Genomic DNA, 23,902 nt, shown 5'->3' on the forward strand with positions numbered 1-23,902 from the left:
TGAGGGGGGCTGGGCGGGGGGATATAGGGGGGTACAGGGCGGGTCTCCTGCGGTTTCTAGATGAAGGGATTAGGGGTGCTCCTGCTTTGCCTGTTGCCAGAGGGCCTCTAACTCCGCGAGGGTGAGTCTTTGGAGAGGGGAGGCTTGGCCGCTGCTAGGCAATGCCGCTTCTGCTGGTTGCCGCGCCAGCTCTTCCAGGCGCAAAAAGCGGCGGGCAAAGCGCAGGTTGGTTTGGGTCAAGGCCTGTGCGGCATCCAGCCCATACCAACGGCCCAAATTGACCAGAGCAAACAGCAGATCCCCCAACTCGGCTTCTTGTCGCGCCGGGTCAGGGGGATCCCGTTCCAGCTCTCGGCGCAGTTCGGCCTCTTCCTCGCGCACCTTGGCCCAGATCCCCTCCACCGTCGGCCACTCAAATCCTGCTCCCACCACCTTTTGGGAGATCTTCAGGGCGGCCATCAGGGGGGGCAAACTTTCGGCGTAGTGGAGCAGTTTCTGGCCGAGGGTTTGCTGCGGCTGTTCCTTCTGCTTGATGTCTTCCCAGGAGCGGTGCAACTCAGAAAGGCTGGAACTATCTGACTGCGGAGCCTCCCCAAATACATAGGGGTGACGGCGGATCAGCTTATCGGCAATCCGCGCGGCTACAGTTTCCAGGTCGAAGTGGTTTCGCTCGGCAAAGATCTGGGATTGCAACACCACCTGCAGCAACAGATCCCCCAGCTCTTCGGCAATCGCTGCCGGATCCCCGGCCCGAATGGCCGCCACCGTCTCGTAGGCTTCTTCGAGGATATAGGGAGTGAGCGACTCAGGCGTTTGGGCGCGATCCCAAGGACAGCCGTCGGGGGCGCGCAACTGAGCCACAATTGCCGCCAAGCGGCTGAGGTGCTGTGCAGACGCAGAGCGCTCCAGATAAAGATGGGCAAAAGAGCCTGTGGCCTGCGGATCCCAGCTTTGCAGCGTCAGGGGGCCGCCCACTATCTGCAAGTCTTCTGTGAGCAAGGTCAACGCTTGGACAGGGGCGCAGACCTGCTGTAAAAAACGACGCAGCTCCGCCGGATCCTTCTTCCCGCAACTTTTCAGCAGCAGGGATCCCTGCCCAGCCGCAGACCAGCGGGCCAGATGCTGTTGCCAATCGGGCTCAAGGCTATCCAGCGTTTGGAGCATGGTCGTAGGTGCGGCCCAAATCCAGAAGGCGCCTGAGCTGCTCGAGATCGATGAAACTCAGCTCCAAAAGGATCATCAGCAGCGGCCCCTGCTGGCGATGCTGCAGCTTTTTGGCCAAGCTCAGCTGCGAGCGGTCAATGATGCCCGCTTCCAACAGGTATTCTTCAAGGACAGGAGGGGGAATGGGATCTAGCATAGTCGTTTCACAGCGCTGAGAAGGACAAGTGGGAAAACTGAGAGGATGACAGACTAGTGTAATCATTCTTAACACTCTTACAGAGCTTCCGCAAAGATCTGGCCGGCAACTAAGCCAAGAGGCAGTAAGCCAGGTTTGCCGAGCGCAGCTCCGCCAGGCGATCCCTCCCGTTACCGGGACAGATGGGATCTCTGTATCCAAGAGCACAAAAAATGGATTCAGTGAGGTCAATGTATAATAGCAAGCTCGCTGCCGATTGACAGTGCCCTGATGAGCCGATTCTCTTTCCCCGACGAAAAGTACAGCCTTTTAATTTAAAATAGGGTACAGGTATTCAAGAGGAAGGAGAGAAAGGAATGCCGACTCATTCTTTGGATTTGCGGCAAAGAGTTGTAGCAGCCTACCAGGCAGGTAACACCTCCATCCGCCAGGTAGCTAAACGCTTCATGGTGACCAAAAGAACAGTACACCGCTGGGTGCGTCAGTACCAACAAACTCAAGATTTAGCCCCTAAGAAAGCAGGCACCAAGCGAGTGGGCATTTTGGAACAACATCGGCAGGAAGTGATGGCAATTATTACAGAACACCCAGACTTCTACCTGTGGCAGTATCAAGAACTGTTGCGCGAGCGCTTAGGAATCAATGTAAGCATCGTCACGATACATAATTTCTTGAAAAAGCAAGGAATGACTCTAAAAAAAGACCTACTGCAGTGCAAAAGTCAAAGAAGAGGAGGTGCAAAGGGAACGACTAGCTTATAGTCAAGAAGTCAGGAATATTCCAGCCGAGGATTTGATTGCCATCGACCAGACGGGAGTCTGGGAGGGAATGGAGCGGGGAGTATCTCGGAGTTTACGTGGTCAACGGGCTTATCATTACCGTCAAAGATACAAGGGTGAAAAGTATACGGTTATTGGAGCTATTTCCTTGAGAGGTGTAGTTGGCTGTCGTGTCATCAAGGGTGGGATGAAGAAAGGAGATTTTTTGGAGTTTTTGAGAAGCGAGCTATGTCCGAAGCTAGATGCGAGGAAGGTTGTGATTATGGACAACTTAAATATCCACAAGAGTCGGGAAGTTGAGGAATTGATTAGGGGGACAGGAGCACGAATCCTATACCTGCCTGTGTATGCGCCGGAGTTGAATCCCATTGAGATGATGTGGTCGGTGTTGAAGCATTTTATTCGGCAGCTTTGCAGAATTGGGAAATATAGCATGGAGCAGATAGTGAAGACTTCTTTACTACTGATCAATCCATCCTCCTTCCGAAGTTGGTTTGCTAAGTGCTGCTATTGTACCCCTTGAGCCCTTAACAGGCTGTATCGCCGGACGGAGAAGAAGCTGAGGCGGTTGCAAAGGGCCGTATCCCGGAAAAAGAAAGGGTCAAACCGCTACAAGAAAGCGGTAAAGAGGTTGTCCAAAGCGCACCAGAAGGTAGCCAACCAGCGCAAAGATTTTCACTACAAGACGGCAAAGGAGTTGTTAAGTAGGGGGAAGCACATTGCTCATGAGGCGCTTACTATTGGGGGTCTGGCTAGAACCAGACTAGCCAAGTCTATTTATGATGCCGGGTGGGGACAATTCCTGCAAATCCTTAAGGTCAAGGCTGAAAGAGCTGGGCTGTTAACGATTGCAGTGAATCCAAACGGCACAAGTCAAGAGTGTTCCGGGTGTGGTCAGGTGGTTCCCAAAAAACTCCACGAAAGGTGGCACGATTGCCCCTACTGTGGGCTAAGGCTGTCACGGGACCACAACTCGGCAAGGGTAATCAAATCCAGAGCGGTGGGGCATCCTGTTCTTAAAGCTCGGAAAACGTCCTATGCGGTAGCAGGAGTCACCGAGAAGCCCGCCCTCTACCCGTTCGCGTCAGCGGCGCGGAGCGCTTTAGGGTGAGGGACGGGAGTATGTCACGTCAACAAAGCCGGCCCCAACAGGCGGGCCTGGCGTTCTTCCAGTATGCGGCGCAGGCGGGGCCACTGCTGCAGCTCCGGGTCTTGGGCAATGAGCTGCTCGGCCGCCTGGCGGGCCAACTGCAGCACCTCTTGGTCGTCCATGAGGCTGGCCAGGGCAAAGTCGGGCAGCCCCGACTGGCGGGTGCCCATCACCTCCCCAGGGCCGCGGAAGCGCAGGTCCATCTCGGCAATGAAAAAGCCATCGTGGGACTGCTCCAGGACTTTTAGCCGACGCAGGGCCTCTTCGCTTTGGGATCCCGTCATTAGAATGCAGTAGGCCTGGTCGGATCCCCGCCCCACCCGCCCCCGCAGTTGGTGGAGCTGGGAGAGGCCAAAGCGCTCGGCATGCTCCACCAGCATCACCGAGGCGTTGGGCACATCCACCCCTACTTCCACCACTGTGGTGGAGACGAGGATATCCAGCTCCCGCCGGCGAAAGGCTTCGATGACAGCCTCTTTCTCGCTGCTAGTTAGGCGCCCGTGCAGCAGGCCCACCCGGAACTGGGGGAAGACCTTCTCCTGCAGGCGCTGGTGCTCTTCAATGGCTGACTTGAGATCCAGCTTCTCCGACTCCTCAATCAGGGGCAGCACCACGTAGGCCTGCCGTCCCTGGGCAATTTCCCGCTCCATCAGCCGCACCACCTGCAGGCGATCCCCGGGTCGAGCTACCACCGTATGCACCGGCTTGCGCCCCGGGGGCAGCTCGTCAATTTGGGTAACATCCAGATCCCCGTGCAGGGCCAGGGTAAGGGTGCGGGGGATGGGGGTGGCCGTCATGGTCAGGACATCGGGGTGATCCCCTTTCTGTTGCAGGGCAGCCCGCTGTTCGACGCCAAAGCGGTGCTGCTCGTCGATAACCACCAAGCCCAGGTTGCGAAACTGCACCGCCGGCTGGATGAGGGCATGGGTACCAACAACTAGGGGCAGCTCCCCGGTCTGCAACTGCCGCAGGATCTCGCGCCGCTTGGCGGGGGGGGTGGAGCCGGTCAAGAGTTCAACGGGCACTTGCAGTTGGCTCAGCCACTCCACCAGCTTGCGGTAGTGCTGCTCGGCCAAGACCTCGGTGGGGGCCATGAGGGCCGCCTGCCAGCCGGATTGAATCGCCGCCAGCAAGGCCGCCACCGCCACCACAGTTTTGCCGGATCCCACATCCCCCTGCAGCAGGCGGTTCATGGGCAAGGGATCCCGCAGATCCGCCAGGATCTCATCGATGGCCCGCTGCTGGCCCGCAGTAAGCTGGAAGGGCAGGATCTGGTAGAAGCGATCCAAGAGCTCCCCTCTGGCCGGCTGGTAGCGAGGTACAGCCTGAGCTTGGGCGCGGTAGCGCTGCCGCCGCTGCAAGAGGCTAAGTTGCAGGTAGAAGAACTCATCGAACACCAGCCGCCGCCGGGCCTGGGCCAGCAGCTCTTGCGTCTTGGGAAAGTGGATCTGCTGCAGGGCAAGGGGCAAGTCCAACAGCTGCAACTGCCGCTTCAGGGGCTCCGGCAAGGGATCCTCCACCAAGGCAGCTGCCGGCAGGGCGAGCTGGACGGCCTTGCGCACCAGATCGGCGGGGATCCCTTCTGAAAGGGGGTAAACGGGTAGAATCTTGCCCAATCTCTCCGGATCCTCGCCCTCTCCCCCCAGCACCTCCAGTTGCGGGTTGTCCAGCGTCAAGCCCAAGCGGCCCTTTTTCACCAGGCCGCTGGCCGCCACCACTGCCCCCTTGGGGTACTGCCGCTCCAGGGCCGCCTGCCAACTGCGCTGGGCAAATTGCCGCCCGCTGTAGAAGCGGCTGAGGGTGACTATGCCACTTTTGTCGGCAATCTTGAGGTTCAAGATGGTCAGCAAGGGGTTTTTGGGGCTGGTAAAGCAACTGCAGCTTTTCACCGTCCCCACCAGGGTGACCGTCTCCCCCACCTTGGCCTGGCGGATGAGCACCCGGCGGGAATAGTCCAGGTGATCCCGTGGGAAGTAGTAGAGGGCATCGCGCACAGTGTGCAGGCCCAGTTGTGCCAGCTTCTCCGCCGACTTGGGGCCAATGCCCTTGAGAAATTGCAGCGGCTGCTCCAAGCTGAGGCCCTTGGGCGGGGGCAAAGCAGGGCTGGGTGGGCCAGATTGGGCTTGCTCTTGCTGACGACGCAGCCGATCCAGCCAGCGGCGGGTTTCCGCCACCAGGTGCTGCCGCTCCGCCAGCTCCAACTGGGGGTAGAGGCGATAGCGGGATCCCAGTTCTTTCCACCGCCGTCGCTCCTCTCCATCCAGCGTCCAACCCGCAGGGGGATCCTGGCCAAACACGCTCTGCAAAAACTGGGAGAAGGTCTGCTCTCGCCCCCGCAGGTCGGTAAATCCCAACTCCGCCTCTAGAGAAAGGGCGCGCTGAAGCCGCTGTAGATCCACCTGGCTCAAGTTGCTTCTGGGTCGGCTGCCGGTAGTCTCTCTAATCCAACTTTAGCCAATGGCAAAGAGCCCCAGGCGCGGCCTCTGCGCCTCAACTCAAAAGGGCCTGCTCTGTAGGACAGGCCCAGGGATCCAGAGCAACCTTATTCCAGATGGAAACTAGCTGCGGGCCAAGGCGGATCCCAGGAGCGCGGCCATCACGGCCGGCACCAGGGCAATGGCCAGGATGGTGAAAACTTGCGCGTCGGTCATAGCCAACTCCCTAAAACCCAGTGCTGTGAACCTGCTCCTCACTTTACCCCGGCTGGTGACCAGACCTGGGGCCTAAAAATATTCTTTACAAAGCGGCCTTTGGCTCTGGGTTTGGCCGCTGCGGGATCCCCCAGCCCGGCCCCAATCGTGTTACGATGTTGCTCCGCAACGCTGTCGCGACAGCGGGGCAATTCTGGATCTTTGTTCTTTGCAACGTTCGCTCTTGGCGTCACCATGGTAGCCGCTCCGCAAAGCTTGACCACTCCCCGGGACAACCTGGCCATTTTGGCGGAAACGGATCCCGTCGTCTACCGCCTCATCCAGCAGGAGCTCAACCGGCAGCGGGATCACCTGGAGATGATTGCCAGCGAGAACTTCACCTCGCCGGCTGTCCTGGCCGCCCAGGGCTCGGTGCTGACCAACAAGTATGCAGAGGGGCTGCCCGGCAAGCGCTACTACGGCGGCTGCGAGTTTATCGACGAGATCGAACAACTGGCCATCGACCGCGCCAAGCAACTCTTTGGAGCGGCCCACGCCAACGTGCAGCCCCACTCCGGCGCCCAGGCCAATTTTGCCGTTTTCCTGGCCCTGCTGCAGCCGGGAGACACGATCATGGGCATGGATCTGGCCCACGGCGGCCACCTCACCCACGGCTCGCCAGTGAACGTCTCCGGCAAGTGGTTCCGCGTGGTGCACTATGGTGTGGATCCCCAGACGGAGCGGATTGACTTCGACCAGGTGCGGGATCTGGCCCGGCAGCACCGGCCTAAGCTCATTATCTGCGGCTACTCGGCCTATCCGCGGATCATTGACTTTGCCGCTTTCCGCGCCATTGCCGACGAGGTGGGGGCCTATCTAATGGCCGATATCGCCCACATTGCCGGCCTGGTGGCCACCGGCCACCACCCCAACCCGGTACCTATCTGCGATGTGGTCACCACCACCACCCACAAGACGCTGCGGGGGCCACGCGGCGGGCTGATCCTCACCCGCGACCCGGAATTGGGCAAAAAGCTGGACAAGGCGGTGTTCCCCGGCAGCCAAGGGGGGCCTTTGGAGCATGTCATTGCCGGCAAGGCGGTGGCCTTTGGAGAAGCCCTGCAGCCCAGCTTTGCCCAGTACTCAGCCCAGGTCATTGCCAATGCCCAGGCGCTGGCGGCAACGCTGCAGCGGCGGGGCATCCGGCTGGTTTCAGGGGGCACCGACAACCACCTGGTGTTGCTGGATCTGCGCTCGGTCTCGGCAGTGCTGGAGAAAAACGGGGCTGCTGATCCAGTGATGACAGGCAAGCGGGCGGATCGCCTGATGGAAGAGATCCACATTACTGCCAACAAAAACACCATCCCCTTTGACCCGCAGCCGCCCTCTGTGGCCAGCGGCCTGCGCCTGGGATCCCCGGCCTTGACCACCCGCGGCCTGGGGCCGGCAGAATTTGAGGAAATTGGGGAAATTATCGCTGACTGCCTGTTCCAGCCAGGGGATCCGGGTGTGCTCGAAGCCTGTCGCCGGCGAGTGGCCGAGCTCTGCCGCCGTTTTCCGCTCTACCCCCACTTGGGATAACCCCCCTCCTCGCTACGGCTTGCCATGCCTTACTTGGTTGCCTTTTTGGCTGCTGCCTGTGTGGTTCTCTGGGCAACCCCGGTGGTGAAGGCGGTCGGGATCCGCAGCGGCCAGTTGGATTTTCCCGATGAGCGCAAGATCCACCGGCAGCCGATGGTGCGCCTAGGGGGGGTCTCTATCTTTTTTGGCAACCTGGTGGCACTACTCTTGCTCTGGGGAGCCGGAGCCTTCGCCGGCTTGCGCACCGAGCAGGAGTACGAGATCTGGGGGGTAACCATTGGCGGCGTTTTGTTTTTTTTGATCGGCCTGGCCGACGATCTGTTCCAGTTGTCGCCCTTTTCCCGCCTGGCGATGCAGTTTGGGGTGGCTGCCGCCGCCTGGGGAGTGGGGGTGCGCATCGAGTTCATTAACCTACCGGGGATCGGCATCTGGCCCTTTCCGGTATGGCTGAGCCTGCTGGTTACCCTGCTGTGGCTGGTGGGGATGGCCAACGCCATCAACTTCATGGACGGCCTGGATGGCTTGGCGGCAGGCGTGTCGGGGATCGCAGCAGTCGTGATGCTGATGGTAACGCTGCTCCTGGATCGGCCGGCGGCGGCCATGCTGGCGGCAGCCTTGGCCGGGGCCTGCCTGGGCTTTTTGCGCTACAACTTCAACCCGGCCCAGATCTTCATGGGAGATGGGGGAGCCTACTTTCTGGGCTTTACCCTGGCCGGGATCGGGGTCATTGGGGTGGCCAAGGGGGTAACCACGCTGGCGGTGGCCCTGCCGTTTTTTATCCTGGCCGTGCCGATTTTGGATATGTCTGCCGTGATCCTCAAGCGGCTGGCTAGAGGCAAGTCCCCCTTTCATCCCGACAAGGGCCACTTGCACCATCGCCTGCTCAAAGCCGGCCTGTCGCAGCGGCATTCAGTACTCTTGATCTACGCCATGACCCTCTGGGGGGGATCCCTGGCCTTGGCCCTGGCCGGCCTGCCGGCAGGGAGTACCTATCTGGGCGGGGCCTCGCTGGTGTTGGCGGGAGTAAGCTGGGGGGCCTGGCAACGCCACCGTCAGCGGCAACGGTCTTTGGCTGCTGAAGATACCCAGGTTCAAGCAACAGATTCAGTTAATTCAAAAAAGGATTAAGCCTGGGTTGTTCCCAGCCGCCCGCCTGCCTAGACTGGAAGGGATCTCCTCTGCCGCCTTGATGATGCGTCCTACACCGGAGCTGGCGGCCCTTTTGCGCCGCACCGCCGATCGCTTGCAGGCCCAGCACTGGGGCTTTTGGGATCGCGAGTACTGCTGGCGGGATAGTACCCGCTGCAATTGCGGCCTGCTGGTGCGAGAAGCCCTGGGCTGGAATCAGCAGCAGCTTAGCCTACACATCCACCGCGGCACTTGGCGCACCATTGCCCAAACAGCCTATCGCACCGCTGCCTTTGTCCTGAGGGATCCCTGGCAAGCCCGGTGCCAGGCCACGGGCCTGCGGCTGGGGTATGTGTTTGAGAAGATGGCAGAGCTGGGGTTTGACCGGCCAGAGGACTTTGCTGCCCTGGAAGAGCTCAGCGATCCGGTTATCCTGGCCCGCCTCGCCGAAAAGGGGGTGGAGCCAGTGCGGCGCGACCACGCCCTCCATGTGGCCCTCTACATGCGGGAGCTGGCCGACTGGATTGAGGAGCAGCTGCAGGCCCAGGCTCAGCTCAGCCACTTGACCCAACCCCTGCCCAAAGCCAAAGCAACAGAGGTGGCCGTCCGCCAGCCGCTGCGCCTGCGGTGAGGTGTGGATCCCCTAGTTGGATTCGTCCACCATCACCACATGGGTGGGGATCTCAGGGGGCAGGAGCTTGCGGCCCGACAAGAAAGCCAGCTCAATTAGAAAGGCAAACCCTCCCACCTCAGCGCCGCTCTGGGCCACCAACTGAGCGGTGGCGGCAGCAGTGCCCCCGGTGGCGATGACATCATCCACGATCACCACCCGGTCGCCGGGGCGCAGGGCGTGGGCATGGAGTTGCAGCTGGTCTTGGCCGTACTCTAGACTATAGCTTTGGCTAAGCACCGGCGGTGGCAACTTGCCGGGTTTGCGAACCGGGACAAATCCCAACCCCAAATGCTGAGCCAAAGCAGCCCCCAGAATAAACCCCCGCGACTCAATGCCCACCACATAGTCCAGGGATCCCATAGTGGCAGTACCGGCAGCCAACTGTTCAATTGCCGCCCGAAAGCCTGCTGGATCCCGCAGCAGGGGGGTTATGTCGCGAAAGAGGATCCCGGGTTTGGGAAAATCGGGCACCAAGCGGATGAAGGCGCGCAAATCCATCCTGTTTTCCTCGCTGGCCAGTGGCTTGCCGAAAGAACGCAACCCATCATACCCACTTAGCTTAAGGGCAGATGGAATGCCTTTTTGTCCGTTCGGCAGCGGGGAAGATTTTTTATAATTAGCAGGGCTGGGAGCCGCGGCTTACCTGGTCTTTCTGTTTGTGACTCGGAGATTTCCCATGCGCTACTACATGGCCATCGACTCCAATCCCCTGGCAAGTTTGCCGCTGGCTCTGTTTGGGGTGGGCAGCGAGTCGGCATACGTCGATCTGCTGCAGGACAAGTTAATGGTGCGGGTGGGCAACTTGTTCAACGAAACCTTTTCTCTAAGCGAGTTGGGACGAGGGGAGCGCTTCTCCTGGCCCTGGTTCTACGGCCTGGGTGTGCGCACCGATTTCCAGGGGTTGGTGGGCGCGGTAACCAGCACCCAGGGGGTGGTTGCCATTCCGCTGCTGCAGGAAAAGACCCTCTTCATCCCTCTGCTGGGGCCGCTGGGGCTGCAAGTACCCTGCAAAAAGCTGGTCTTCAGCCTCAAGGATCCGGATACCTTTTTGGCCAATTTCAACCAGGGGCGCCCCGAGGTGAACGGCGCGCCCAAGAATGTGGTGATTGAGTAGCCAGGGCCAGCTATTTTGACAAGACCAGCACCTCAGTGACGGAGCCGCGCTTGCGGCCGTGGCAGTTGATGGCGCGGCTGTCTCCTTCTCGCTACGCCAAAGGTCAGCTGGCCGCAGTCCCCTAGTTTTGATCCTCTTCCAGCAGCTCTTCCAGCACCTCGATCCAATGCTCCAGTTCCTCCAACCCCTGCAACACTGCCTCTGGGTCGCTTAGCTCCACCTGGAGCAGCTGGGCCGATTCTGCCCAGCTTAGGGATCCGGGCGGGCTGGCCAGCCAATTCAGGTAGCTGGGCAAAAAGGTCCGCGGAGACAGATGATACTGGCGGTAACAGGCCAGGGCAACCAGGCTGGCCAGGCTGACCTGAGGGGCGCTGAAGGGGCGCAGAAACAGCTCCGGCATCCCCACCCAGCGGAACTGCTCTTCCGGCAACAGCTCCACCGCATCGCCGCACAGCTCCTGGCTCAGCTTCAGCCACTCTTCGCCGACCCAGTAGGTAGGGCCAGCCTCGGATGGGGCCAGTGGAGCGGTGTCGCCTTGCGAGATCTCCGACCGGTAGAGGAGCAGCTCCAGCCGCGCAATCAAGCTCTGGTAGAACACGGCTTGCAACTGCGCCTCCAGGTGGTGAATCAACAGGGCCTGGGCCAAGGTAAGGCTGCCGGAGCGCAAGGCCTCCGGCCCGCTTCCCCGATCGCGGAGACGAGGTGGCGCCGGCGTGCCCCGCGCCCCCTCCAGCAGGTAGTCGAGCAGCATCTGCTGTAAAAACGCGGTGTGCACCCGAATTTCCCAGGAGGGCTGGATAGTTCCTTGCAGCTCCTCCAGATCCAGCCAAACCCGAGGCCCCTCAGGCCGGAGCCGCCGGCTGAGGGCTTCAAGGGCTTGCAGCAGCAAGGCGAGGGGTTCACCCCCTAACGATGGCGTCTCTGGCTTGCCGGCGGGTGCTTCCAAGTTGGAGCGGATTTCCGGTAACCAGGGTTTGGCCTGGGCTGCACAGTCGGGGCAGAACTCTTGCAGGGCCGCCCAGACCAGGGAGGTAGCCTCGGCGGCGGTGAGGGGAGGAGCCGGATCCCCCCAGGGCGCATAGAGGTCGCAGGTACGGATGGAACGGCCCAGGGCGCGGCTTTTTAGGCGGTAGTAGCGCTGGAACAGGTCGAAGCGATCGCGGATCCCGTCCAGCAGCTGCTCCCAAAAGGGCTGGCCGAGGCCATGGCGAGCCAGGTAAAGCTCGGCGGCAGAATCGTAGCCCCGCCACTGGGCTTCCCAGAGGTGGTCGCGGATGAGGACGCTGAGAATAAATCCCCCTAGCTCTGCATGGGCTTCTAGGTGTTGGCCCAACCGCTGGTAGGCCGCCCAGCGGATCTCAGCGCTGGGGTGGGTTTGCAGGCTCTGCAGGTGGGCAAGGGTTTCAGTCGACTGCTGTTGGGGGAGAGCGGGGGAGCTAAGGGTGACTTGCCACAACTGCCGCCAGGCCAAGCGTCCGGCCAGGCGCTGCTGGTGGAGTAGACGTTCCAGAGGCTCCGCCTGCTGGTGACCTCGCTGCTGGAGGAGGCCACACAGAAACTGGCGAAAGGGGCGCAGCCCTGGATCGGCACAGGCAGCAGCCAAAAGATCCAAGCGCCGCTCCTCTGGCTCGGGCGGCAACTCGGCGGCAGGCTCGTCGGGAGAGACAGCCAACAGGGACTGCAGCTCCAGGGGGAAAAAGAGCAAGTGGCTTTGCAGGGAGATAGCCCGTTCCAGATCCCGCCAGCTTGGGGCCTGAACAGGGGTAGCCGGGATCCCTTCCCTGCCCTCTGCAAGGTGAGCTGCCAGGGCTTGTGTTAGCTGCAACAAGACTTGCAGCGCCTTTCCCAGCTCTGGTGGGCTGAGCTGGGCCACTTGCCCTCGGTAGCAGCGGGCAAACTGCTGTACCTGCTCTTCCAGCTCATCCCACGCTGGGATGGGCTCTTCCCCGGGGCCAGAAAAATGGTCAAAGGGAGGGTCGGAAGTAGGAAAGACCACTGGGATAGCCTCCTAGCGATGAGGGCCCTCCCTCCATTGCCTTGTCGGCTGAGGGGAGTGCCCCCTTTTGAGGGGCAGGGAAAGCCTGAAACGATTGTGACATTCTCCCCAAGCCCCTGCAGCCAGAGCGCAGGGATCCCTGGCCAGGGCAGAGGCCAAAACTTCTGCCAGGATTAAGCTAAAGACTTTCCTCGGGGAGGCAACTGGAGTGTTTGCTCAGGTCACTGCTGCTGCCCTGGTGGGACTCAAGGCCGTGGGGGTCACGGTAGAGGTGGATGTGGGCGGTGGCTTGCCCCAGATTACCCTGGTGGGGCTGCCCGATACAGCCGTTCAGGAGGCCAAAGAGCGGGTACGGGCGGCCATCAAGAACTCCGGCTTTGCCCTGCCCCAGCGGCGGATCATCGTCAACTTGGCCCCCGCCGATCTGCGCAAAGAGGGCCCCAGCTTCGATCTGCCCATTGCCATCGGCATCCTGGCAGCCGCAGGAGTAGTTGAGCGGGAAGCGCTGGCCAACACCCTGCTGCTGGGGGAATTGGCCCTGGATGGCACCCTGCGTCCTGTGGCGGGAGTTTTGCCCATCGCCGCCAGCGCCGCCGAGATGGGGATCCGCCGCCTGGTGGTGCCCCGAGAAAACGGCCCGGAAGGGGCGCTGGTGCAAGGGATCCAGGTGTATGGGCTGCCCTCTTTGGCGGCAGTGGTGAGCTGGCTGCAAAACCCCCAGGGAGTTGAGCCGGTGCGGATCCAGCGGGAGCAGATGCTGCCCACCGAAACGGAACCCCTGCTGGATTTGGCCGATGTCAAGGGGCAAGAGCACGCCCGACGGGCCCTGGAGATCGCGGCGGCCGGCGGCCACAACCTGTTGCTGGTGGGCAGCCCGGGAGCGGGCAAGACCATGCTCGCGCGTCGTCTGCCCGGCATTTTGCCGCGGCTGCAGTGGGAAGAGATGTTGGAAATTACCCGCATCTACTCGGCAGCCGGCCTGTTGCGGCAAAATCTCCACCTGGGGCGCCAGACTCCCCTGATTACGCAGCGGCCCTTTCGGGCTCCCCACCACTCGGCTTCGGCGGTGGCGCTGGTGGGTGGTGGCCCCTACCCCAAGCCTGGCGAGATCTCCCTTGCTCACCACGGTGTCCTGTACCTGGATGAACTGACGGAATTCCGGCGGGAGGTGTTGGAGGTGCTGCGCCAGCCTTTGGAAGATGGCAAGGTCACCATCTCCCGCGCCCGCGTTTCTCTGGAGTTTCCCGCCCAAACCACCCTGGTGGCCTCCACCAACCCTTGCCCCTGCGGTTTCTATGGAGATCCCGTTCAGCCCTGCACCTGTACGCCGCAGCAGCGGGAGCGCTACTGGTCCAAGCTCTCCGGGCCGCTGTTGGATCGCATCGACTTGCAGGTGCGGGTCAACCGCCTCAAGCCAGAAGAAATTGTCCGCCTCCAGGGCGGCGAATCTTCCCAAGCGGTGCGGCAGCGGGTGGAACAGGCGCGGCAGCGCCAACGGCAGCGCTTCCAAAACGAGCCAGGGATCCACTGCAACGCCCAGATGCAACCCCGCCACCTGCGGCAGTGGTGTGCCCTGTCCGAGCCCTGTCGCAAACTCTTGGAGAGCGCCATCCAAAAGCTGGGCCTGTCTGCGCGGGGGAGCGACCGCATCCTCAAGGTGGCCCGCACCATCGCCGACCTGGAGGGTGCCGAGGCCATCGCCCCCACCCACCTCGCCGAGGCCATCCAGTATCGCAGCCTGGATCGCGGGCGGCCCTGAGCCCTCACCCCCGGCCCCTCTCCCAGAGGGAGAGGGGAGTATGGTATGGGATTGGCCTGCTTTAAGCCAAGGGGAGCGAGGCGGGGGAGGGAGCAATCTGCCCCTGGTGCACTTGCAGGATTTGCGCCCCTTGGAGCCAAGCGGCGTCGAAGGATCCCAGGTGGGTGGTGGTAACCAAAGTCTGCACCCGTTCTTGAATCGCCTCCAAGAGCTGGTTTTGGCGGTGCAGATCCAGCTCTGCCAGCACGTCGTCCAGCAGCAGCAGGGGCGGATCCCCCTTCACCTGCTCGATCAGTTCCAGCTCCGCCAATTTGAGGGCCAAGACCAAGGTGCGCTGCTGCCCCTGGGATCCATAGGCGCGGGCGGCAACTCCGTCGATGCCCAGCTCCACCTCGTCTCGGTGGGGGCCAACCAGAGAGGTGCCCAGGGCCTGTTCGGCAGCAGCCTTGGCGCGGATCGCGGCCAAAAATTGGGCTTGAACCACCTTGGGATCGGCCTGGGGATCCGGCAGGGGCACCTGCGGGCGGTAGGTGAGGCTGAGGGTCTCCCGTCCGCCGCTGATGGCCTGGTGCCAGCGGGCGGCCAGGGGTTCTAGCCGCTGCAACAGCCGGGCGCGGCGGCGCAGGATGCGGCTGCCAAGGGTGGCCAGTTGCGCGTCCCAAAAGGCCATCTGAGGTACTTTGTCGCCCGCAGCCAAGGGATCCTGCTTCAAGAGGGCATTGCGCTGCTTGAGGATCTGACGATACTGCTCCACCAGGCCCAGGTAAGCCGGCTCCAGTTGAAGCAACACCCCGTCCAGCCAGGTGCGCCGCGCTTCTGGAGCTCCCCGCACCAGCTCCAAATCCAGGCTGGAGAACACCACGGCACTCACCTGCCCCAAAAAGTCCGATTGTCGCCGTAGCCCCTGGCCGTTAACCCTTAGGGATCGCCCCCCTTGGCTGCGCAGCTCCATCGCCAGCTCGTGGGCCACCCCCAGCCGCTCCACCGTGGCGGCGATCCGGGCCTTCTCTGCCCCCTGCTGCACCAACTCCCGATCCCGACCGGCCCGCCGCGAGCGCAGGGTGGCCAAGAGCTCCACCGCCTCCAAGAGGTTGGTCTTGCCCTGGGCGTTCTCCCCCACCAGGATGGTCTTGGGCGCCTCGAAGGAGATCTTTTGATCCCGGTAGTTGCGAAAGTGCCACAGGTGCAGAAAACGCAGGTACACTCGACAGCCGTGCGCTCTTGGCTCTGGATTTCTGGGCAGAAGAACAGCCCCCGCGGCGGGGGCTTTTACTCTAACGCAACTGCCTCGGGGTCAGCAGACCCACTCAGAAGCTGCTCAGGGATCCCAGACCGCTCAGGCGCTCAGCCGCCAACAGGTGCAAGGCGGCGCGGGCCGAGTGGAAGGCGGCTTTGCTGCGGCTGTAGTCGGCGAAGGTGTAGCTAGCGGGATCGGCATTGACCCTGCCCAACAACTGTTGGGCTTGCTGCTGCAGCTCGGCTACAGGGCCGGAGGTGATGTTGGCGAAGGTCATCTCCGCTTGCAACCGGCTGAGGGACTCTTGGGCGCGGAGGGGGGCTTCGAAGAAGGAACGGCCAGGAGGGCCCCCAAAGCCTAGCTCCGCTTCGTACAGAGCTTTGGCGGCTTTGGCCAGGTTTTCCGCCGCCTTGGCCTGCTCGCGGGCGGCAAAGACATTCCCCCCTTGCAGAGCCTTCTGGGCCTTGGCAAAGCTCTGGCGGCTCAGCTCCAGAAGACGGGCCGCTGCCGGAGAGGATCCCCGCTGGGCGAAGAAGCTGGCTTCCGCCAGGTCCCGCTGCGCTTTGGCCAGGTCGTGGTTGACTCGCTCCAGCTCCCGCGGGCTCTGCCAACTCGGCTGCATTGGCACGGGGGCTGCAGTTCCAGGAGCCGAGGGCCGGCCCCGCTGGGCTTGCGCCGGGGATCCCAGCACCAGGGGGGTGAGGAGCACCAAAATCGGTAGGGAACAGCCGAGGGTACGGGTGAAGGAAGCACGCATCGTCATGGTTACAAACTCCAATCGACAGGACAAGCCGGTTTGGGGTTGGCCCGTTCGCGCTCTTTGGGCGGAGTTCTGGGGGCTTTCCCTTGCGGCTTATCTTGAGAATGGCGAAAGAAAATGACGTGAAGATGACAAGGGCAGCTCTACCGTAAATATCGATCCCTCTCCCACTTGGCTGGCCACTCGCAGGGATCCCCGATGGGCGGTAACGATCTGGTGGGCCAAGGCCAGGCCCAGCCCAAATCCCCCCGTATGGCGGGCGCGGGCCGTGTCCACCCGGTAAAACCGCTCGCACAGGTGGGGCAGGTGCTCAGGAGGGATGCCGATGCCTGTATCCTTCACGTGGATGCTAACCCAGGGAGGCCGGCTTTCCAGGCTCACCTGCACCGTGCCGCCGGCGGGGGTGTACTGCAGGGCATTGCGCAGCAGGTTTTCCACCGCCTGCCGCAGCAGGGCCGCCTCCCCCCGCACCAGCCATTTCCCGGCAGGCCCCGGCAGGTCGCATTGCCAGCGCAGCCCCAGGGACTCCGCTTGGGGCCGGTATTGTTCGCCCAGCTCCTGCACCAGCTTCCGCAAGTCCACCAGGGGCAGATCCTCCAAAGGCAGGGATCCCTGCTGGCGGGCCAACTACAGCAAGGTATCGATCAGCACGCTGAGGCGGCGGGCACCGCTCACCACCTTTTCCAGGCGAGGTTGAGCTTGTTCCGGGGCCAGCAGAGCCATTTGAGCATTGCTCATCAGGGCGGCCAGGGGGGCGCGCAACTCGTGGGAAGCATCGGCGGTAAAGCGCTGCAACTGCTCGTAGGAGCGGCGAATCGGCTGCATCGCCAGCCCCCCCAAGATCCAGCCGGCCCCGCCGATCAACGCCAGCGTCAGCGGGATCCCGATCCCCAACCCCCAGCGCAGACGGCCCAAGCTCAGTTGCAGCGGCTCCAGCGGCACCGCCAGTTGCAAGTAGCCCAGGATCTGATCCCCCTGTTGCACCGGTAGGGTGAGCTGGCGCAGCAGCCTGCCCTCTTCCGCCGCTACCGTCTCAAACCCCAAAGACAGGTGGTGGGGAGGGCTATCTAAGGCAAACCACTTCAGAGGGGGAGGGGATCCCGTGTATTGGCGCAGGGATCCCAAGCTTTCCCTTCCGGTGCCGGGAGCAGGATCGAACCAGCGCACATAGGCCAAGTGATGGTCGAGGGGTTGGGTTTTCCCCCCCAAAAAGGGCACCTCGTTCAACACCAACCGCCACTGCCCCTGGCGCAGCTCGTACTTAATGGCTGCCGCCATGATCCCGGCCTGAACCTGCAGCTCCTCGTCAAAAGCCTGCAACTGGTTCTGATACATTCACGCTGAACTCTCCTGAACATGGTTCAGGAAAGAAGCGATCGCATCCTGCTTATCTCTGAGCAGGAAGGCGGTATCCCGCAAAGCCCTGAGGAATACCCCCCGAGCGCTTTCCCCCTTCACTTCCCGGCAACCGTTGCGGTGGACTCAAGGATCAGGGGGAAACTTGGTCTACTATATCCCTCTCAATGACTTTTGCCAAACCGCCTAAAGCTCAGTAAATTCAGCAAAGTTCAGGGTTTTGGGGGTTAGAGGCATGCTCCACTTCCAAGCGGTAGAAGACGGCGGCAAACACCAGCAGGATCCCCCCCATGACCCCGGCAAAGCTGCGGGCCAAGCGACGGCGGCTGTGCTGAAACAATTCCGCCTCTTTTGTCGCGGCCTTCTGGCTCAGGTGCTGCTGAAAAGTTGGCCTCAGAGAAACCCAGTCCCAGCCCAGCCGCGGGAGAGAATGCTTTGGCCCGGCTCTTTTGGCCTCCATGCCACCTCTAGGGAACTGCTTCTATGGGTCTGCTTCCGGGGAGGGGATGCGCAGCCGGTACCCCTGGCCGTACACCGACTCCAGCCAATCCTGGGCCTCCACCTCCTTTAACCGTAACCGCAACCGCCGCACCAGCGCCGCCACGGCATTGCTTTCCGGCTCACAGCCCCACTCCCACACCGCCTGCTCGATCTGGCCCCCACTGAGCACCTGGTGGGGGTGGCGCATCAGGTACTCCATCAACTGAAACTCTTTGCCCGAAAGCTGCACTTGCCGCCCCTGCCGCTCCAGGGTGAGGCTGGCCAGGTGCAACTGCAGGGATCCGAGGCTGAGGCTGTCGCCTTGCCATTGGGGGGAACGGCGCCCCAACGCCCGCACCCGCGCCAGCAGCTCTATCAGATCCACCGGCTTGACCAGGTAGTCGTCTGCCCCCGCATCCAACCCCTGTACGATGTCCGACGTGGCATCCTTGGCGGTTAACATCAGCACCGGTGCGCATCCCCCCGAGCGGCGGTACTGCTGACAGAGTTGGATCCCGCTGATCCCCGGCAGCATCCAATCCAAGATGAGGAGATCATAGGCTTTCTCCTCCATCAGCCAGGCAGCCGTCTCCCCTTCGCTGGCGCAGTCCACCACATGGCCGCACTTGGCCAGAGCAGCCTGCAAAGGCTCCAACTGCTCCAGGTCGTCTTCCACCAACAAAATTCGCATGTCCCGCTTGCTACCCACCGATCCCACTCTGCCAGGCTAGGATGGCGGAGAAAAGCCATCTCCCGGATCCCTCAAACCATGGCCAACCCGTTCAAGCTTCTTCAGTCACGTGAGCCCAGCCTGGGGGCCGACTTCTGGCTGGCCTTGCCCCTGGCCGGGATCCTGTTTGGGGTGGGCGGAGAATGGGTGACCGGCCAAGTGCTGAGCCGTCCCCGCCCGCAGGTCCAGCCTTTGGCCATTCGCAGCCAGCAGGAGGCCATTCTAACTCTGGATATTCTCTCCATCCAAGCGGAGATCCGCCGCCGCCGCGGCTACACCAAGGTGGAGGTGACGACCACCAATCCCCATTTGCGCAAGCTGGAATTTGAATTTCCGGAGCTGGATCCGGATCGGGTGGCCGCCCAGATTGCCCAAGAGCTGGGCCTCACCCCCGACCAGGTGCAGCGCCTCACCTGCTACAGCTTGGACTAGAAAGATATTTCAAGATATTTCAAACAGGAAGGCTATCTCCCGCGTTCCCTTGGGTCAGCCCTCCGAAAAAATCCGGGCCAACTGCTCGCAGGCCGCTCTAATCTTCTCCAGGGTGCCGGGGTTGACCAAGCCGTAGTAGTCAAATCCATAGACCCTCTGGGTTTGAACAGCTTGCAGTTGATTCCAAAAGGGGCGGGAACGGAAAAAGGCCAAGGGATCCGCCGCCTCCGGGTTGACCACCAACAAAACCTCGGGGTTGGCTTCCAGGATGCGCTCTGCCGCAAGGGTGACATAGCCGCGAAATTGCCCTTGGCTTTGCAGGGCAGCCGTCAGGTTATCGGCGCCAAAGCGCTCCAGCAGATCCCCGGCCCAGCTTTGCCGGTTCGGAGAGAGAATCGGCTGGGTGCCCACCAAGAGCAAGGTTTTGGGTCGAACGCGGGGCAGTTCCTGGGGCAAAAGCGATCCGTACTCCCGCAGCAAGGGATCCGGATCCGCCCCCAAGGCAGCAGCCAGAGTGGCGATGGTTGCTTCCAGGGCAGCCCAACTGTCCACCTGCGTGAGATAGGTGGGGATCCCCAATGCCTGCAATCGTTCTGCCAAAGCCGTGTGAAAGCCACTGGCCCCCACCACCCAGTCCGGTTGCAGGGCCACGATTTGCTCCAGGTTAGGTTGGTTGCCCAGCCCCAGCCGAGTTATGCCCTGAAAGCGGGGATCCGCCTCCAACAAGCGCCCGGACGGGATCCCCACCAGCTTGTCCGGAGCCAGGCGATAGAGAATATCGGCTGTCAAGGTGGTGAGGCTGGCCACTCGCCGAACCGGAGCTGGCGGGATCTGGCTTTGGGCGCGGGCCAAGCGACCCATTCCCCAAACCCCCAGGCTGGCCAGGCCCAAGACAAGGAGTTGACGGCGAGAAAGACAAGACGGCATGGACGATCTCCAAAACAGTTCCAAAACAGTCAATTGAGGGTGAACTGAATCGGCACCGTTACCCACGACTCAATCGGGGTGTTGTTCCTCAAGGCGGGGCTAAATTGCCAGCGTTGCACCGCCTCTTGTGCGGCCCTGTCCAGGGCCGGGAAGCCGCTGGAAGAGACAATTTCCACCTGCTGCACCTGCCCTTGGGCATCCACCTTGACCCGCAACAGCACTTGCCCCTGCTGGTTGAGGCGGCGGGCTTGGGGAGGGTACTGCGGCGGCGGGTTGCGCCCCGGGATGGGGCGGGCCAGGATGTCCGGCCTGGCAGCCACTGCTGCGGGCGAGGAGGTGGGGGAGGATGCCTCCCCGGCCCCTTCTGCCGCTGTCGGCGCAGAACCCTGCGCTTGGGATCCACCGAGGCCACCCGTCCCAGGAGCGCTGGATCCAGATCCCTCGCTCCCGCCGGGGGAAGCAGTGCCCCCGCCACCCGAACGGATCCCTTGGATGAGGGGGGTGAAGCGGGGAATGGGAGCGCTCGTAGCAGCCACGGGGGGCGGCCTGTCGGCCACAGGTGCAGCCGTGGGGGTAGCCACCGGAGTTGGAGGGGGCTGCTGTGGTGAGGGGGTGACCGTCGGTGTTGGGGAGGGCGGAGGAGGGGTTGGTGCGGCCATCGGCGTGGGTGGAGGGGTCGGCTCCGGCTTTGCTGTGGGAACAGGCGTAGGGGTGGGGGGCGGCGTTTGCAAAGCCAGCTCAGACTTGGGAACGGCCGTGGTCTCTACTCTCTCCTGAGGCGCAGGAGCCGGTGGGGGTGGGTTATCCGCGGGAGGTGATTCCGGGGCCGGGTCGCTCGGCTCCCCTGCCGGCTTGGGCAAGGCCGAATCTGCCTCTGCCGCAAGCTGCGGCGGCAGCGGATCCTCCAGCCACAGCGTGACCGGGATCCGCACTTCGGGCTCCAGCAGAGGTCGAAATCCCCACCCAACCCATCCCAGCAGCCCCAGCAGATGCAGAAGCAGCGAGAGCAAAGTCTCCCAGCGCAGCGGGCGGGGCTCCCGACTTTGCCCAGGCAACTCAGGGAGATCCTCCAGCGAGGCGCAGGCAACTGAGAGGGCAAGGGAGCAATAGCCCGCCAGCAGCGCCTCCCTAAGTAGCTTCTCCCCCCAGCCGATCCAACGCAGTCCTCCAGATCTTTGGCGCCGCCCCATTGCCCACAGCCCCAGCTCCAGCCAGGCCAGACCCACCCCGTAGGCCATGCCTGCCTGCTGCCAATACCCCATCTGCAGGCGCCACAAAAGCCGAGGGTGGGATCCCCTCCCCGAAGAAGCGGATCCCCGGTTGGTGTGAGTGGGGGGTTCGGCGAGCATGGCTCGGGGCTATCTCGATGGGCACGGCTGGCGGGGAGTCCTAGAAGCGGCTGGAGAAGCTGAGGGCCACATGGCGCCCCGGCTGGGCCCGCCGCTCCACCTCAGGGCCGACAAAGAGGGTGCGGGTCTCGGAGTAGAGAAAATACTTCTCGTCGAAGAGGTTGAACACCCCGAAATTGAGCTGCCAGTTGTCGTCCAGGTTGTAGTAGCCCAGCAGATCCACCACCGTATAGCCGCTGGGCACAAAGGGAATCTGCGGGGGAGCGTTGGGGTTAGTTTGCACCACCTCCCGCTGCGGATCCCGCGGATCCGCCACCAGCGTGGCCACCAGCCTCGCCCCCCACACCTGGCTGGGATCGTCGTAGTGCAGCCCCAGCACCGCCGTCAGCGGCTCAATCGAAAGCAGGGGCTTGTTTTCTGTAAGATTGTCCCCCACCGCCCAGGCAAAGCTGCCGTTTAGGCTCCAGCCGGTTAGGTCGGGGCTGAAGAAATATTGCCCTGTCGCTTCCACGCCGTAGATGCGGGCGCGGCTGACGTTTTGGCTCTGGAAGAGGATGACCGGCGGGGGCGGCGGGCTGCCGGGGGGGCCGGGGGGCGAGGGCTCAGATCCCACCCGCCGGAACGCCTCGATAAAGTCGTTGTAGGTGTTGTAGTAGGCGGCCAAACTGAAGCTGGCCTGCAGGTAGATCCCTCGCAAACCCACTTCAAAACCCTGGCTGGTTTCCGGGCGCAAGTCGGGGTTGGAGAGGGTGCGATAGCGAAAGAAGGGGCTGACCAAGTTGGTGAAGCCGCTGTTGATCTCGTTGTATTGGGGGGCCCGAAAGCCGGTGTTGTACTGGGCCGTAAAGGTAAGGTTGGGGTTTATCCTCCACACCAGGCCCAGCTTGGGGGAAACGGCATCGGCAAAGAGGCTGGCCGCTTCTGACCCACTTTTGAGGAAAGCTTCATCGGGACTGGGGGTGAGGTTGTAGGTGTCGTAGCGGATGCCGGGGATCAACGTCAAGTTGCCGCCGCCGAAATCGATCTCATCCTGCACATACAGCCCAAAACGGACGGTGTCCGAGTCGGGAAAATCTTTGGTGGGAAAGGTGTCTGGGGGAATGTTTTGGGTTACCGCTCCGGTTTGCAGGTTGGTCTGAAAACGGTTGCGGGGTCGTTCGTTGCGGGTGGTGGAAATCTCCATGCCATACACCAGGCGGTGGGAGAGATCCCCGGTTTGGAAGCGGCTTTGGGCCTGCAGGCTGGCTCCTAAAATGTTGCTGACCAGCTCGTTGAAGGTATCTCGCCGCACAGGTACGGGTCGGCCCTGCACGGTGATGGTGCGCTCTTCCACGCTGGGCTCGCGGGTGCGGGCGGGCTGGTAGTAAATCTGGGCGGTGGCCAACTCAAAAGCGGGATTCTCAGGGTTGGCGTAGCGATACTCCAAACTGAGGCGGCTGCGCTCGGTGTCGATGGTTTCCCTAAATAAGCTGATGCCGGGATCCAGGTTGCGCCGCGAGAACGTGGTGGTGGTGCGGCTGTTGAAGTACTCGCCGGTCAGGGTGAGGCTTTCCAAGGGGCTGAAGCGGTAAACCAGCTTGGCCAAAACGTTGTCCCCATCCACCGTTTGTCGATCTTTAAAGCTGGGATCCGCTTTGATATCCGGCTCCCTGGCGTCGCGGCGGGTGTAGATGAGCAGGGCTTCCAAGTTCCCCTGCCGGCCCGCCAAGCTGAGGGTGTTGACAAAGCCTTGGTTTTTGCTGTCGTACTGGCTGGAGAGGCCCACATGGCTGTCCCGTTCCCCCAGCAGATCCGCCGGGTCTAGAGTAGTGTAGGTTACCACGCCCCCCAAGGCATCGCTGCCGTAGAGGGTGGAAGCGGGGCCGCGGATGATCTCCACCGTCTTCAGGGTCTCCAGCTCAAAGGTGTCCCGCCCGATGTTGAAGGGGCCGAAGGAAAACCGCTCCGGCTGCCGGATCCCGTCCACCTGGATCAGCACCCGGTTGGCGTCGAGGCCGCGGATGTTGAAGTCCTGCAGGCCATAGCGGACATTTCGCCGCACGCTCACCCCCGGCTCGTAGCGCACCAGATCCTGGATGTTCTGGATAAGCTCCTGCCGCAGCCGCTCCCGGTCGATGACGGTGATGGTGGCCGGGGAGTCGGCCAGGGTGCGCTCGGTGCGGGTGCCGGTGACCGTAACCTGCTGCAGGTTGAAGACGGGGGTGCCCTGCCGCAGCACTTGCAGATCCGCTTGCAGCCGCTCCACCTCCGCCTGATCCCCCCGCCGGCGGGCAGCTTCGATCTGGGCTTCTAGCTCGCGAATCTGCTCCTGGATGGTGGTGGCTCCCCGAGGGGTGGCCTGGGCCAGCAAAGGAGTCTCAGGGATCCGAGCCGCGGGTTGCGCCTGGGCCAGGGATCCCCAACTCAGCCCCAGGCCCAGCCCCAAGCTCACCGCCTTCCAGCCCCAACCGGTTACTCGCAT

The 23,902-nt window shown here is 62.3% G+C and carries 23 protein-coding genes; 8 read left to right on the forward strand and 15 right to left on the reverse strand.

Annotation, left to right across the window (positions count from 1 at the left end):
• Window positions 1–69: 69 nt before the first annotated feature.
• Window positions 70–1,164 carry a nucleoside triphosphate pyrophosphohydrolase gene (mazG, locus tag CYA_RS09465; protein WP_011430826.1) on the reverse strand — a complete coding sequence of 365 codons (1,095 nt, stop codon included), beginning with the start codon at window positions 1,162–1,164 and terminating at the stop codon, window positions 70–72.
• A complete protein-coding gene (locus tag CYA_RS09470; RefSeq protein WP_041438447.1) occupies window positions 1,145–1,360 on the reverse strand; it encodes a DUF2949 domain-containing protein in 216 nt (71 codons plus the stop codon). The genes mazG and CYA_RS09470 overlap by 20 nt, the downstream gene beginning before the upstream one ends.
• Before the next feature lie 356 nt (window positions 1,361–1,716).
• On the opposite strand from CYA_RS09470, the gene CYA_RS14445 reads away from it, so the two are divergent.
• Window positions 1,717–2,662 (forward strand): IS630-like element ISSoc15 family transposase gene (locus CYA_RS14445; protein ID WP_148203201.1). Its coding sequence is split into 2 segments (ribosomal slippage): window positions 1,717–2,057 and window positions 2,056–2,662, totalling 948 coding nucleotides; the frame shifts between segments, so codons are not numbered across the junction.
• 12 nt (window positions 2,663–2,674) lie between these two features.
• Complete coding sequence (locus tag CYA_RS09485) at window positions 2,675–3,250, forward strand: RNA-guided endonuclease InsQ/TnpB family protein (protein WP_228375518.1); 576 nt, start codon at window positions 2,675–2,677, stop codon at window positions 3,248–3,250.
• Between the two features lie 14 nt (window positions 3,251–3,264).
• On the opposite strand, the gene recG is transcribed toward CYA_RS09485, so the two are convergent.
• Together recG and psaM are read right to left on the reverse strand one after the other, a co-directional pair.
• Window positions 3,265–5,688 carry an ATP-dependent DNA helicase RecG gene (recG, locus tag CYA_RS09490; RefSeq protein ID WP_041439124.1) on the reverse strand — a complete coding sequence of 808 codons (2,424 nt, stop codon included), beginning with the start codon at window positions 5,686–5,688 and terminating at the stop codon, window positions 3,265–3,267.
• A 159-nt stretch (window positions 5,689–5,847) separates the two neighbouring features.
• Window positions 5,848–5,940 carry a photosystem I reaction center subunit XII gene (gene psaM, locus CYA_RS09495; protein ID WP_041438450.1) on the reverse strand — a complete coding sequence of 31 codons (93 nt, stop codon included), beginning with the start codon at window positions 5,938–5,940 and terminating at the stop codon, window positions 5,848–5,850.
• A gap of 234 nt (window positions 5,941–6,174) precedes the next feature.
• Here psaM and glyA point away from each other — a divergent pair, with 234 nt between their 5' ends.
• From glyA to CYA_RS09510, 3 genes are all read left to right on the forward strand, one after another.
• On the forward strand, window positions 6,175–7,500 hold the full coding sequence (gene glyA / locus CYA_RS09500) for a serine hydroxymethyltransferase (protein WP_049749769.1): 1,326 nt from the start codon (window positions 6,175–6,177) through the stop codon (window positions 7,498–7,500).
• A gap of 24 nt (window positions 7,501–7,524) precedes the next feature.
• On the forward strand, window positions 7,525–8,628 hold the full coding sequence (locus CYA_RS09505; protein ID WP_049749770.1) for a glycosyltransferase family 4 protein: 1,104 nt from the start codon (window positions 7,525–7,527) through the stop codon (window positions 8,626–8,628).
• A 61-nt stretch (window positions 8,629–8,689) separates the two neighbouring features.
• Entirely contained in the window at window positions 8,690–9,259 is a 570-nt protein-coding gene (locus tag CYA_RS09510; RefSeq protein WP_206338311.1) for a hypothetical protein, read from the forward strand.
• Window positions 9,260–9,271: 12 nt separating this feature from the next.
• Here the strand turns inward: CYA_RS09510 and CYA_RS09515 are convergent, their stop codons facing one another.
• Window positions 9,272–9,799 (reverse strand): adenine phosphoribosyltransferase, encoded by a 528-nt coding sequence (locus CYA_RS09515; protein WP_011430834.1) that lies wholly within the window; start codon window positions 9,797–9,799, stop codon window positions 9,272–9,274.
• A 178-nt stretch (window positions 9,800–9,977) separates the two neighbouring features.
• On the opposite strand from CYA_RS09515, the gene CYA_RS09520 reads away from it, so the two are divergent.
• Complete coding sequence (locus CYA_RS09520; RefSeq protein ID WP_011430835.1) at window positions 9,978–10,415, forward strand: hypothetical protein; 438 nt, start codon at window positions 9,978–9,980, stop codon at window positions 10,413–10,415.
• 121 nt (window positions 10,416–10,536) lie between these two features.
• On the opposite strand, the gene CYA_RS09525 is transcribed toward CYA_RS09520, so the two are convergent.
• Window positions 10,537–12,411 (reverse strand): peptidase M3, encoded by a 1,875-nt coding sequence (locus CYA_RS09525; RefSeq protein ID WP_011430836.1) that lies wholly within the window; start codon window positions 12,409–12,411, stop codon window positions 10,537–10,539.
• A 208-nt stretch (window positions 12,412–12,619) separates the two neighbouring features.
• Here CYA_RS09525 and CYA_RS09530 point away from each other — a divergent pair, with 208 nt between their 5' ends.
• Window positions 12,620–14,170 carry a YifB family Mg chelatase-like AAA ATPase gene (locus CYA_RS09530; RefSeq protein WP_011430837.1) on the forward strand — a complete coding sequence of 517 codons (1,551 nt, stop codon included), beginning with the start codon at window positions 12,620–12,622 and terminating at the stop codon, window positions 14,168–14,170.
• A 61-nt stretch (window positions 14,171–14,231) separates the two neighbouring features.
• Here CYA_RS09530 and recF read toward each other — a convergent pair whose 3' ends face one another.
• The 6 genes from recF to rppA form a co-directional block, all read right to left on the reverse strand.
• On the reverse strand, window positions 14,232–15,374 hold the full coding sequence (gene recF / locus CYA_RS09535) for a DNA replication/repair protein RecF (RefSeq protein WP_011430838.1): 1,143 nt from the start codon (window positions 15,372–15,374) through the stop codon (window positions 14,232–14,234).
• A gap of 103 nt (window positions 15,375–15,477) precedes the next feature.
• A complete protein-coding gene (locus CYA_RS09540) occupies window positions 15,478–16,170 on the reverse strand; it encodes a hypothetical protein (protein WP_011430839.1) in 693 nt (230 codons plus the stop codon).
• 90 nt (window positions 16,171–16,260) lie between these two features.
• Entirely contained in the window at window positions 16,261–16,767 is a 507-nt protein-coding gene (locus CYA_RS13815) for a sensor histidine kinase (RefSeq protein WP_168175286.1), read from the reverse strand.
• A 27-nt stretch (window positions 16,768–16,794) separates the two neighbouring features.
• Window positions 16,795–17,502, reverse strand: a complete 708-nt coding sequence (locus tag CYA_RS13820) for a sensor histidine kinase (protein WP_049749772.1) — start codon at window positions 17,500–17,502, stop codon at window positions 16,795–16,797.
• A 223-nt stretch (window positions 17,503–17,725) separates the two neighbouring features.
• On the reverse strand, window positions 17,726–17,983 hold the full coding sequence (locus CYA_RS09550) for a hypothetical protein (RefSeq protein ID WP_011430840.1): 258 nt from the start codon (window positions 17,981–17,983) through the stop codon (window positions 17,726–17,728).
• Window positions 17,984–18,004: 21 nt separating this feature from the next.
• Window positions 18,005–18,694 (reverse strand): two-component system response regulator RppA, encoded by a 690-nt coding sequence (gene rppA / locus CYA_RS09555; protein ID WP_011430841.1) that lies wholly within the window; start codon window positions 18,692–18,694, stop codon window positions 18,005–18,007.
• Window positions 18,695–18,772: 78 nt separating this feature from the next.
• Between rppA and CYA_RS09560 the strand changes: the two genes are divergently transcribed.
• Complete coding sequence (locus CYA_RS09560) at window positions 18,773–19,165, forward strand: hypothetical protein (RefSeq protein WP_011430842.1); 393 nt, start codon at window positions 18,773–18,775, stop codon at window positions 19,163–19,165.
• Window positions 19,166–19,219: 54 nt separating this feature from the next.
• Here the strand turns inward: CYA_RS09560 and CYA_RS09565 are convergent, their stop codons facing one another.
• The 3 genes from CYA_RS09565 to CYA_RS09575 are packed head-to-tail and all read right to left on the reverse strand — an operon-like array spanning window position 19,220 to window position 23,902.
• Window positions 19,220–20,092: an ABC transporter substrate-binding protein gene (locus CYA_RS09565; protein WP_011430843.1), complete on the reverse strand. Its 873-nt coding sequence runs from the start codon at window positions 20,090–20,092 to the stop codon at window positions 19,220–19,222.
• A 29-nt stretch (window positions 20,093–20,121) separates the two neighbouring features.
• Window positions 20,122–21,441: an energy transducer TonB gene (locus CYA_RS15595; RefSeq protein ID WP_011430844.1), complete on the reverse strand. Its 1,320-nt coding sequence runs from the start codon at window positions 21,439–21,441 to the stop codon at window positions 20,122–20,124.
• A gap of 40 nt (window positions 21,442–21,481) precedes the next feature.
• Window positions 21,482–23,902, reverse strand: coding sequence for a TonB-dependent hemoglobin/transferrin/lactoferrin family receptor (locus CYA_RS09575; protein ID WP_011430845.1), 2,421 nt, complete (start codon window positions 23,900–23,902; stop codon window positions 21,482–21,484).

This window comes from Synechococcus sp. JA-3-3Ab, assembly GCF_000013205.1.
Taxonomy (GTDB): Bacteria; Cyanobacteriota; Cyanobacteriia; order Thermostichales; family Thermostichaceae; genus Thermostichus.